Below are 11,600 nucleotides of genomic sequence, written 5' to 3'. Positions count from 1 at the left end.
TGATCCTGTTATCCTTATGTGTGCAGCGGCTGGATCTGGCCGTCCCGCACATCGAAAAATTCCGCCCGGCCCTCAAGCCCTGTGAAAAGCTCCCGGTCGGTGCCTGTCAGCCAGCATTGGCTGCCAAGCTTCGATAGCGCTTCAAAGAGCGCCTCGCGGCGGCTTTCGTCCAGGTGCGCAGCTACTTCATCCAGCAGCATCAGCGGCGCCTGGCCCTTCTGGGCCGCCTGCAGTTTCGCGTTGGCGAGCACAAGCGCGATAAGGAGCGCCTTCTGCTCACCAGTGGAACATAGTTCGCCGCGCATGCCCTTTGGTGCATGGGTGACGATCAGGTCCGTCTTGTGTACGCCTTCCGATGCGCGGCCGCTTCTGGCGTCGCGCGCCCGGAGGCTCATCAATTTCTCGCGGTAGGCGCTTTCCGCTTCCACCGCTGCCATCCCTTCGGCGATCAGGCCCTCAAGCCAGCCGTCGATCGCGAGTTCCGCGCGCGGGAAGGGGCTTTCATCAGCCGCTTCCAGCTGTCCCGCCAGTTGCCCGGCGAAATCGAGCCGGGCGATCGCGACAGCCACAGCATGTTCGGCCATCCGCGTCTCCAGCGCCGAAACCCAGGCCATGTCCGCGCCCATGCCCTTATCCGACAGAAGCCGGTTACGCTCGCGCATCACCCGCTCATAGGCGCCGACCTGTCGGCTGTGGTCCGGGTAGAGCCCAAGGACCATGCGGTCGAGAAACCGGCGCCGCGCAGACGGGCCTTCGATGAAAAGGCGGTCCATCTGCGGTGTCAGCCAGGTTACCGACCATCGGTCGCCAAGCAGGTTGGTGCTCGAGACCGCTTCCCCGTCGATCCGTACCAGGCGGCGGGTTGCCCCTTCGCCCATATTGCCCTCAAGCCCGGTGCCGATGCGGACATCGTCGCCCTCCAGCGCCAGCGTCGCAGCCACGGCCCAGGGGCCTGGCGCTGTCTGCCTGGTGACCTCGTCAAGCGGCGCACGCCTGAGGCCCCGGCCGGGCGCCAGATAGCTCAGGGCTTCCAGCACATTCGTTTTGCCGGCCCCATTGGGGCCCGCCAGCACCACCAGGGGGTGGTCCCCCGTGGGCGTGATCTTGGTGCGGCTATAGGACCGGAAATCCGTCAGCATCAGGGAAGAGACAAAGACACCATGGCTTTGGGGCGCAGGACTTGTGCCATCCTCACCCACGGCATGGGCTGGTTCAGCCATGGCTGAACCCCGCCGATTTAAGATGTACCCCATTGGTCATCGTGTCTTCCAATAATCCCAAACATTTCCGGCCTGAAGCCTCTGAACCAAAGGGGCCTTAGACCCGCATCGGCATCAGGACATAGAGCGCGCCTTCGTCGATCATATCCTTCAGAACAGTCGGTGCGGATGGGTCCGCGAGGAACACCTGTACGGTCTCACCTTCGATCTGCGCCAGGATGTCGAGAAGATAGCGGCTGTTGAAGCCGATCTCGAGCGGGTCGGAGCCGTATGAAGCCGCCAGCTCTTCCGTTGCCGTACCGCTGTCCGGGCTGTTGACCGACAGGGTCAACTGGTCCTGGCCAAGCGACAGCTTCACAGAGCGCGTCTTGTCGGAACTGATGGTGGAAACCCGGTCTGTTGCCTCTGCAAACAGGCGGCAGTCCATTTCCAGCATCTTGTCGTTGCCTTCCGGGATCACACGGCTGTAGTCCGGGAACGTGCCGTCGATCAGCTTGGAGGTGATCACGGCGCCGTCGAACGAGAAGCGGATTTTGGTGTCCGACAGGGACACATTCACATTGCCTTCAAATTCGTCGATCAACTTCCTGACTTCGCCAACGGTCTTGCGCGGGATAATGATGCCCGGCATGCCGGCAGCGCCGTCTGGCACCTCCTGTTCAACCTGCGCAAGGCGGTGACCATCTGTGGCGACGGCGCGCAGGCGCTGGCCGTCTTCACTGTTGGCCACATGCAGGTAGATACCGTTCAGATAGTAGCGTGTTTCTTCGGTCGAGATGGCGAAGCGGGCCTTGTCGATGAGGCGCTTCAGCTCTTCGGCGGCCAGGTCGAAACGGTGCGGCATGTCGCCGTCGTTCATGACCGGGAAATCTTCCTTGTCGAGGCACGCCAGCGTAAAGCGGGACCGGCCAGCTTTCACCACCAGGCGCTCGCCTTCCTCAAGTGTCAGTTCAACCTCGCTGCCGTCTGGCAGTTTACGCACGATGTCAAACAGCGTGTGCGCCGGGATCGTGGTGGAGCCCGGTTGCTGAACACTCGCGGATACGCGCTCGATAATCGCGATATCGAGGTCGGTTGCTGTCATCGAGACCATGTCGCCTTCAGCCTCGACCATCACGTTCGACAGAATAGGGATCGTGTTGCGGCGCTCGACCACCGACTGCACGTGTCCCAGCGTTTTCAAAAGTGAATTCCGTTCGATGGTGACTTTCATGGAAATATTCTTCTTGCCTAACTTTATTAACCCCGCCTCGCGGCTGGGGCGCTCCCCTCTCATCCAGTTCCCGGTGGTGAAATCGAGTCGGTGCCCCCGTGCCGGAATTTCATGCTTAAAATCCGGGTCAGGGACGGGTGATTTCAACACCCTACTGGATGAGGATTTGTGTCTTTAGGAACAATAGCGATTTTCAGCCTTAAACCAAACGAAAAAGCGCCCAAAAGGCGCTTTTTTTTGTGGTTTGGAATCGAAGGAAAACTGCCGAGTCGCAAGCCCCATTCCGGCAGACGTGGCAAGGCGGAAAAAATCGCTCTGGCAGGCGTCCTGATCAGAAGTGGAAAGTCAGTTGACCAAAGCCGTACAGCGCGCGGGTGCCGTCCGGTCCGCCGGGTACATTTTTGGTGAACCCACCGAAAACAAACAGGGAGCCGCCAGCCTCCAGGTGAAGGCTTCCGGGGATCAGCCAGTGGCGTAGCGTGCCCTCGATCAGGTGGCCGACGAAGTCCCCGCTGTCCCCGCTTGCGTCCCGAAGCCCTGTGCTGTCCCAGGTGTCTGTACCGCTTGCCAGGTAGGCCGCAGCATAGGTGGCCTGCAGGCTGGTGTCTGTCGACAGGTGCATCCGGCTATTCAGGCGGATATGCTCCTGGTTCACGGCATTGAGCGGGCCAAAGATACCTGTGTTGCCAAGATCGCGGCGCCGGTCGCTGAAATAGCGTTCGTAGCGGCCATAGGTGGCGTCAGCTGGGTCGTCGTCCCCGCCGGTGACGAAATATTCAAGCGCCAGCCGTGGGGCTGCGACGGTCTCAAACGTGTAGCCGACAGCTGCGAACAGCATGTTGGCGCTTACGTCCAGGCTTTCCGTCTCTCCGGGTAGGGCCGAAGCCAGCTGGTCACCAAAGCGCCAGGAGGCTTCCACGTCCATATCCCACTCGCCGGACGCGGGTGCGCGGAACAACCGCCCGCCAATGTCGGTGACCCGCCGGTCAGGGGTTTGTGCGCTTTCGCGGTCGTCCTGGCGGAAGCCGTAAAGGTATGCCTCGCCCCAGAGGTCCGGCGCGATACCGCCAAGCAAATTAGCACGCCGGTAATGCAGGCCGAAGAAACGCTGCTGCCAAAGTTCCTTATCGAAGGCATGGCCGTTATCAAGGATGGCATTCCGGTCGTTTGGCAGGGTTGATACTGGCACGCTGTAGAAGGCGTGAAGCTCGTCTCCATTTGCGGTGTCCAGCCGGAGGTAAGCGCCGGTCAGTGGCCGCACCACGTTCCTGTATCCAGGGCGAAACACCTGCCGCCCGCTGCCCAGGTTCAAGGTCTGGCGGCCCAGCTTCAGTATGGCTTTTGTGTCGGTGCCGAACAGGCTGTCTGTCTCAGCGCTGAGGTAGGCCTGAACAATGTCTGCGGTGTTGACGTCTGCGCCGCCAATGGGCGTGTCACTGCTGTTGAAATAGACCCGGCTGTCGCCCAGTTCCAGCCCGACCTTGAATGGGCCGCGGCCGGCAACGGCGTGGATCAGGGTCCGCATCATCAGGGCCTGGTCATTGCCAGTGCGACCCGGGCGGAACTGCCCGTTTACCAGCTCAAGGCGCTGGCGGTGTTCGCCGGAAACTGTCAGCCAGTCGGGTGTGCCGATTGCGCGTTGAAGGCGCCAGGGGGATTCGGTGGATGCAGAAGTGGGAGAGGTGGCGATGAGGGAAAAAAAGGTAAAGATCAGGCAGATGTTCCGTGGCATACGCGGTCCATGTGTCGAAATATATTGATGGGATTTTGAAGGGGATATAGGGGCTGGGCTCAAAAATTAACGGGCCCATCGGGGCCCTTTCGTACTTTTTGCGTCCATTTTGGCCGTCAGGCCGACGGTCTAGCCTTCGAGAAGGCGGGTCAGGCGCGAGATATCGTCGTCCAGCTGGCTGTCGTCGCGGCGCAGGTCTTCGATCTTCCGGACCGCATGCATCACCGTTGTATGGTCACGACCGCCAAACCGGCGTCCGATTTCCGGCAAGGACCGGCTCGTGAGCTGTTTCGACAGATACATGGCCACCTGGCGCGGGCGTGCGATGTTGCGGGCGCGGCGCTCGGAAAGCATTTCGGCAAGGCGCAGATTGAAATAGTCGGCCACGGCGCGCTGGATCTCATCGATCGTCAGCTTGCGGTCGTTGGCGCGGATCAGGTCCTGCAGCACGTCGCGGGTCATATCCATGGTGATTGGGCGGCCCACAAGCGTTGCGTAGGCCATCACGCGGTTAAGCGCGCCTTCAAGCTCGCGCACGTTCGACGTGATGCGGCGGGCTAGGAACTCAAGCACCTCGGCGGGCACGATCACGCTCTCTGCCTGCTCGGCTTTCGACTGGAGGATGCCGAGCCTGAGTTCATAGTCGGTCGGGTGGATGTCGGCCACCAGGCCCCAGCCCAGGCGGCTGATGATGCGTTCCTGGATGCCTTCAAGGTCGGTTGGCGACCGGTCGGCGGTGATCACCACCTGACAGCGGTTGTCTACGAGCGCGTTGAAGGTATGGAAAAATTCTTCCTGCGTGCTTTCCTTGTTGGCGATGAACTGAACGTCATCAACCATCAGAAGGTCCACGGCGCGGAACTTCTGTTTGAAGGCGTGGGTGTCCTTGAAACGGAGCGCGGCGATAAATTCGAACATGAATTTTTCCGCCGAGATATAGACCACGCGCTTGGTTGGGTTCTGGCGCTTCACTTCCCAGGCGATGGCATGCATCAGGTGGGTTTTACCAAGCCCCACGCCGCCATGCAGGAACAGTGGATTGAAGGTCACCTCGCCCGATTCGGCAATGCGTTTTGCTGCGGCGTACGCCAGCTCGTTCGATTTGCCGACAACGAAGCTGTCAAAGGTGTACTTGGGGTCAAGTGCGGCGCTTTCGTCTGCGCCGGTGGAAGGGTCCACCTCCACTGGGCTAACGGGTGCGCGCTCAGCCGGTCTTGCACCAGCTGCGGCCTGACGCGCTGCCAGACGGATCGACAACCCCTTGATGCGTGGATCTTCCGCAAGAAAATAGTCCTTCAGCCGCGGCGCGTAATGCCGGGTGATCCAGTCGCGGACGAATTTTGTTGGTGCGGTCAGCTCTACCGTGCCGCTGTCCACGCCCTGATAGCCCAGCTGCCCCAGCCAGGTAGTATAGGCGTGTTGGCCGAATTCATGCTTGAATTTGTCGCAAACCTTTGGCCACGGCGACGCGGCAAAGTTTGCGTCCATAGCGGATGCAGCCCCCCTAGAAGCCCCCATTTTATCGCTCTCCCTATCAGCCATCGGGCGACCTAACCCCTTACTACTCTCGGCACAATGCCCAATGCCCGGACCTCTTTAGTGACAATTCTCACAATAAACCTGATGCTGACACAACTGCTCCTGCCTCTCCAGCAAAGCGCCAGTCAGGTCCATGGTCCCGATCTGTTATTTTCAAGTGCGACGGCGTGATCCCAGCCCCCTTCGAGATCCCTGGCAGGTCTCTCCGGTTGTCAGGCCTGAACCACATTCGGGCGGCTCCCAAATTGGGATGGTTGGTTGCCCGGCTGGCCCATCGCGTAAGACTGGAAGATACATCTGGGGTCTTGCCCCAGCAACTGAATCTATCGCTTGACACAAAGATTCTTCACAGCCCTATGGCGTGAATCAGAGCGGCATACAACATCTTGATTCGACTAAAATTGACCTGAATGATGTGCTCTTTTTGTTCCCGGAGAGCTCTGCAAAAATGAAAAAAAGCCACGCCGGGATGGCGTGGCTTAGATCGGATTCTTTTTCCTGTCGGCAGCGAATCGGGTCGCGCCAGACGCTGTCCTTATGCGAGCGCTTTAACGCGAGCGGACAGACGGGAAACTTTGCGGGAAGCCGTTTTCTTGTGAATAACGCCTTTCGTCACACCGCGCATGATTTCTGGCTGAGCGGCCTTGAGGGCGTCACCAGCTGCCGATTTGTCGCCGGAAGCAATTGCTTCTTCAACCTTGCGCACGAAAGTGCGGATGCGGCTTACGCGGGATTTGTTGATCAAGCGACGACGTTCGTTCTGACGAATGCGTTTCTTGGCTTGTGCAGAATTTGCCATTTCTTCTACCTTTTTCGGACCGCGCTCCAAAAACCGTCCAGCGCTTCAGTCCTTGCTTTCTTTGTTCAATCGGGGCCGCGTTCCCTTATGGCCGCGTCCGCCAGTTAATTCGAGGTCGGGTCTATATACCCGATATTGGCCCCAGTCAATAGGCTAGGCCCAGTTTTCTCGCCGATTTACGCCCTAGCAGTTTTTAAACTGCGGCTGGCGTTTCTCGATAAAGGCATTCATGCCTTCTTTCTGGTCCTCTGTCGCGAACAGCGAATGGAACGCCCGGCGTTCAAACAGAAGCCCTTCCGCGAGCGTTGTTTCCAGCGCCCGGTTGGTGGCTTCCTTGGCCAGTGCCACGCTTGGCGCAGAGAGGTCCGCGATCGATGATGCCACTTCCATGGCGCTATCGAGCATGTCTTCGGTTGGCAGCACACGGCTGACAAGACCGGACCGTTCAGCCTCGGACGCATCCATCATGCGACCTGTCAGCATCATGTCCATGGCCTTGGATTTGCCCACGAGGCGCGTCAGGCGCTGAGAGCCGCCAATGCCGGGAATAACACCCAACTTGATTTCGGGCTGGCCGAACTTGGCGTTCTCTGCGGCGATAATGAAATCACACGCCATGGCGATTTCACAGCCGCCGCCAAGGGCATACCCCGATACTGCCGCGATCACAGGTTTGCGCACACGGGCAAACACATTGTTGATTTCAGCAAACATATCCATTTTCAGGACTTCTGCGAATGACCGGCTCGACATCTCCTTGATGTCGGCGCCAGCCGCAAAAGCTTTTTCGCTGCCGGTGACAACAATGGCGCCAATTTCGGCGTCTGCGTCGAGCGCGAGCAGCGCTTCCCCCAGTTCCTGCAGCAGTTTGCTGTTCAGCGCGTTAAGTGCATCGGGGCGGTTAAGCGTGATCAGCCCCACGCCTTCTTGCTTGTCCAGCAGAATGGTTTCGAAAGTCATCTTTCAGCCTTCTATTGCTCTGATCTGTGGCTGAGACTCCTACTGCCCTCGAAGCCATTTGAAAAGACCTTTATCGGGAATGGGGTGTAGCGCCCCATATTTCGTCACTGCTTGGGTTCGAGGCGCAAGATAAGCCGGTCACCGGCTTCATTGTTGGCAGGATGTTTGAAGGTGAGCCGATTCTCTTCGCGCCAGCAATGCATTGCGGTTGTTGGATTGTCACATGTCCAGCCAAGGGCGGTCAGCGATTCCCTGTATGATTCCATGGCTTTGGCGGCGGTGCCTTCAAGCATCAAGGTTGCTTCCGCCACTGTCCCGCCGGGGGTGTCGAACACAACGGGTTCACCCTCAATGGAACGAATCACCGGTAACATGGGTACATCCGGGAATCCGTCGATGAAGCTTTCCTCGGCGCGCGCGGAAAGGCTCAGGAGCAGGATCAACAGTGCTGGCAATAGGCGCATGGTTTACCGGTTTCCCTTCATCGCTGGCAACTTGGGCAATAGAATGTGGATCGATTCGACTGCACAATACGCGAGACCGTACCACCACAGCCGGGCTTTGAACACTCTTCTCCTTCGCGGCCATAGGCCTGGAAGCTGTGCTGGAAATAACCAAGCTCTCCGTCCACGCGGGCATAGTCCTTCAGCGTTGATCCCCCGGCCTCAATTGCCTGTGTCAGAACCTCCCGGATAATCGGAAACAGCCGTTCGGCGCGCTTGCCCGCCACGCTGTCGGCGGTGCGCTTCGGGCTGATGCCCGCGCGCCACAGCGCCTCGCACACATAGATATTTCCCAGCCCCGCCACCAGCTTTTGGTCCAGCAGCGCGGCCTTGATGCTGCTCTTGCGGCCCTTGAGGCCAGCATTCAGCACATCTAGGTTAAACTGGTTGCCGAGCGGCTCCGGCCCGATGTTCTTCAGAAGCGGGTGGCTGTCCATCTCGTCACGGCTTGTGAAGGTGATGATGCCGAAGCGCCGCGTGTCATTGTAAACAATATGATCGCCGCGGTCGGTCACGATCACCACATGGTCGTGCTTGCCCACCTCAGGCGCAGGGCTTCCCGCGGGCGTGATGGTTACGCGCCCTGACATCCCCAGGTGCAGGATCACCACAAGGCCGTCGGCGCATTCGATCAGGATATATTTGGACCGGCGGGTGAGCCGCTCAATGCGGTTGCCCGTAAGACGCTCAGCGAAATCGACCGGGATGGGCAGGCGAAGGTCCGGCCTGTTTGCCGCAGCGCTTTTGATGACAGCGCCTTCAAGAACCGGCACAAGGCCGCGCCTGACGGTTTCAACTTCGGGGAGTTCGGGCATTTTGTCGCGTTCGTCCTTATACTATAAACGAGGCTGGCGCATGGCCGCCGCGTGGGCTATGGTCCGCCAAAATGACAGGGCAAGCCACCATAATGTCAAGCAGCAAAGACGATAAGATGAGCGAATCACACACCCAGGCCCCAACTGAGGGCGAGGCCACCACCCATTTCGGGTTCAAGACCGTGGCCGAAGACAAGAAAGCCGACATGGTCAAGGGCGTGTTCAACTCCGTGGCCAAGCGCTATGACATCATGAATGACGTGATGAGCATGGGCATCCACCGTCTGTGGAAGGATTCGCTGATCAACACGGTCAACCCCCGGCCCGGCATGCATCTGCTCGATCTCGCGGGCGGCACCGGCGATATCGCCTTCCGCTTTCTTGACGCGGCAAAGGGCGGCACCGTGACGGTGTGCGATATCAACGCCGAAATGCTGGCGGTAGGTAAGGAACGGGCTGAGAAGGCGGGCTACGCGGATCGGGCAGAGTTTGTCTGCGGTGACGCCATGAAGCTGCCCTTCGCCAGCCGGTCGGTTGACGCCTACACGATTTCTTTCGGCATCCGGAACGTGACCCGCATCAACGAGGCGCTTGAAGAAGCTTACCGCGTGCTGAAGCCCGGCGGCACCTTCTATTGCCTGGAGTTTAGCCCTGAAGTGGTGCCCGTGCTGCAGAACGCCTACGACACCTATAGCTTCAACGCGATCCCGGCGATGGGTGAGTTCATCACTAAGGACCGCGACAGCTACCAATATTTTGTCGAATCGATCCGCCGCTTCCCCACGCCCACCAAGTTTGCGGCCATGATCAGGGAAGCTGGCTTCAGTCGCGTGAAATATCGCACCATGTCTGCGGGCATCGTGGCGATCCATCAGGGCACCCGGATTTAATAAGCGGCGGATAGGGGACAGGCGCGTGCGCACGATTGGATATCTTTTCCAGCTTTATATGATGGCCGTGGGCCTTCGCCGCTTCGGTGCCATCCGTGCGCTCGCTGGCATCGATCTGGTGCCCGCGTGGGCGCCAAGGCTTCTTCGCCTGTTCACTTTCTATGTGCCGCACAGGTTCGGCCTGCCAAAGTCAGACGGCGAACGTCTGGCGCTTGCGCTGGCCAGCATGGGGCCGGCCTATATCAAGCTTGGGCAAACGCTGGCTACCCGGCCAGACCTGGTGGGCCGCCCGCTCGCAGAAGGGCTGACCACCTTGCAGGACCGCCTGCCGCCCTTCAAGTTCGCGAAAGCCCGCGCCACGATTGAGGCCGAGCTTGGCGGCAAGCTAGAGGACCATTTCCTGTCGTTCGGGGAAGTGCCAGTGGCGGCTGCCTCAATCGCGCAGGTCCACAAGGCCGTGACCGAAAAAGGCGTGCCGGTGGCGGTGAAGGTGCTGCGGCCCGATATCGAAGCCCGCTTCGTGCGTGACCTGAAGCTGTTTGACTGGCTGGCGGGCATCGCCGAGCGGAATGTCAAGGAAGCGCGCCGCCTGCGCCTGACCAAGATTGTCGACAAGGTCAAGGAAACGTCCCTTCGCGAGATGGACCTCAGGCTTGAGGCCGCGGCGGCGGCAGAGCTCGCGGAAAACATGCGCGGGGAAAGCGGCTACCGCCTGCCGCATATCGAATGGGACCACACGGCCCGCCGCGTGATGACGCTTGAGTGGATCGACGGCGTGCGCCTCGCCGACCGTGGGGCGCTTGAAGCCGCGGGCCATGACCTTGAAGCCCTGGGCAAGAAGGTCGTGCAGGTGTTCCTGACGCAAGCGCTTCGGGACGGCTTCTTCCACGCCGACCTTCACCAGGGCAACCTGATTGTGGAGCTCGATGGCACCATCGCCGCCATCGATTTCGGCATCATGGGGCGGCTTTCAAAGCGCGAGCGCCAGTTCCTCGCGGAAATCCTTTATGGTTTCATCCGGCGCGATTACATCCGCGTGGCGCAGGTGCATTTCGACGCGGGCTATGTGCCCAAGAACCAAAGCCTGGAAGAATTCGCGCAGGCCCTCCGCGCCATCGCCGACCCGATCATGGACCTGCCGGTGGAAGAGATTTCCGCGGGGCAACTGCTGGCCCAGCTTTTCGCCACCACCGAGCGTTTTTCGATGCAGACACAGCCGCAGCTTCTTCTTCTGCAGCGCACGATGGTGATGGCCGAAGGCATGGCGCTGCATCTCTACCCCACGGCCAACATGTGGCAAATCTCCGAACCGGTGATTGAAAGCTGGATACGTGCCAACCTGTCTCCCGAAGCGCGCCTCGCCGACATGGTGGCGAACCTTCCGCGCTTCCTTGAACGCCTGCCGCACCGTATTGAAAAGTGGTTGTCGGAAGAGGATGAAGAACCGACTGAAGACGATGACTGGGAAGCCGCACCCGCGCCCGCACCCAAGGTCGGCCTTTGGCCTTTCGCGCTCGGCCTTATAACCGGCGCCGCCATCCTCAAAATTCTGATGCTTTAGGAAGAAGAAATCAGGGCAAACTCTTCTCACATTTCGGACACTCATTTGGTGCCCAAAACATGTTGGAGCAGGGTATATTCCTCTCGAACAGGACTATAGTTCTGATGATCAGGTTCTTTCTACAGAAGGGGCACCTGAACAACATGAGAGACCAGATTAACAGGCTTGCCACGATTATGAGCAGCCCGAAGGCCAGATAGGTCAGCGTCTCGTCAGTCAGGTCAAAAATATGCACTAAGGCAAGGAGGGAAACCCCTCCTGCGACATGCACGCCAACAACGGTTCCCAGCCTGATCCAATGATTCTTGTTTGTTTCGCTAGCCATTTGGAAGCCTTCCTGCAGGGAATTGGTTTCTGTGGTTGATAGG

At 59.4% G+C, this 11,600-nt stretch carries 10 protein-coding genes; 2 read left to right on the top strand and 8 right to left on the bottom strand.

Translation table 11 applies throughout. The annotated features are described in order from the left end of the window. Positions 1–14: 14 nt before the first annotated feature. The 8 genes from recF to mutM all read right to left on the bottom strand — a co-directional run bounded on the left by recF (position 15) and on the right by mutM (position 8,781). Positions 15–1,220: a DNA replication/repair protein RecF gene (gene recF, locus KORM41_RS13395; protein ID WP_068148912.1), complete on the bottom strand. Its 1,206-nt coding sequence runs from the start codon at positions 1,218–1,220 to the stop codon at positions 15–17. A 97-nt stretch (positions 1,221–1,317) separates the two neighbouring features. After that, complete coding sequence (gene dnaN / locus KORM41_RS13390) at positions 1,318–2,433, bottom strand: DNA polymerase III subunit beta (RefSeq protein ID WP_068148911.1); 1,116 nt, start codon at positions 2,431–2,433, stop codon at positions 1,318–1,320. 331 nt (positions 2,434–2,764) lie between these two features. After that, positions 2,765–4,165 carry an alginate export family protein gene (locus KORM41_RS13385; RefSeq protein WP_068148909.1) on the bottom strand — a complete coding sequence of 467 codons (1,401 nt, stop codon included), beginning with the start codon at positions 4,163–4,165 and terminating at the stop codon, positions 2,765–2,767. Between the two features lie 129 nt (positions 4,166–4,294). Then, entirely contained in the window at positions 4,295–5,653 is a 1,359-nt protein-coding gene (gene dnaA, locus KORM41_RS13380) for a chromosomal replication initiator protein DnaA (RefSeq protein WP_068148906.1), read from the bottom strand. A gap of 586 nt (positions 5,654–6,239) precedes the next feature. Further along, complete coding sequence (gene rpsT, locus KORM41_RS13375) at positions 6,240–6,503, bottom strand: 30S ribosomal protein S20 (protein ID WP_068149149.1); 264 nt, start codon at positions 6,501–6,503, stop codon at positions 6,240–6,242. A gap of 183 nt (positions 6,504–6,686) precedes the next feature. After that, entirely contained in the window at positions 6,687–7,463 is a 777-nt protein-coding gene (locus KORM41_RS13370) for an enoyl-CoA hydratase (RefSeq protein ID WP_068148902.1), read from the bottom strand. A 104-nt stretch (positions 7,464–7,567) separates the two neighbouring features. Then, the gene (locus KORM41_RS13365; protein ID WP_068148900.1) at positions 7,568–7,927 is read right to left on the bottom strand and encodes a hypothetical protein; all 360 of its coding nucleotides are present in this window, start codon (positions 7,925–7,927) and stop codon (positions 7,568–7,570) included. 17 nt (positions 7,928–7,944) lie between these two features. Next, complete coding sequence (mutM, locus tag KORM41_RS13360; RefSeq protein WP_068148897.1) at positions 7,945–8,781, bottom strand: bifunctional DNA-formamidopyrimidine glycosylase/DNA-(apurinic or apyrimidinic site) lyase; 837 nt, start codon at positions 8,779–8,781, stop codon at positions 7,945–7,947. Between the two features lie 116 nt (positions 8,782–8,897). Here mutM and ubiE point away from each other — a divergent pair, with 116 nt between their 5' ends. Next, positions 8,898–9,671: a bifunctional demethylmenaquinone methyltransferase/2-methoxy-6-polyprenyl-1,4-benzoquinol methylase UbiE gene (gene ubiE / locus KORM41_RS13355; RefSeq protein ID WP_068149146.1), complete on the top strand. Its 774-nt coding sequence runs from the start codon at positions 8,898–8,900 to the stop codon at positions 9,669–9,671. A 25-nt stretch (positions 9,672–9,696) separates the two neighbouring features. Continuing rightward, positions 9,697–11,232, top strand: a complete 1,536-nt coding sequence (gene ubiB / locus KORM41_RS13350) for a 2-polyprenylphenol 6-hydroxylase (protein ID WP_068148893.1) — start codon at positions 9,697–9,699, stop codon at positions 11,230–11,232. The last annotated feature ends 368 nt before the right edge of the window (positions 11,233–11,600 follow it).

Source organism: Kordiimonas lipolytica, assembly GCF_001550065.1.
This window is presented reverse-complemented; position numbering and strand designations above follow the sequence as displayed.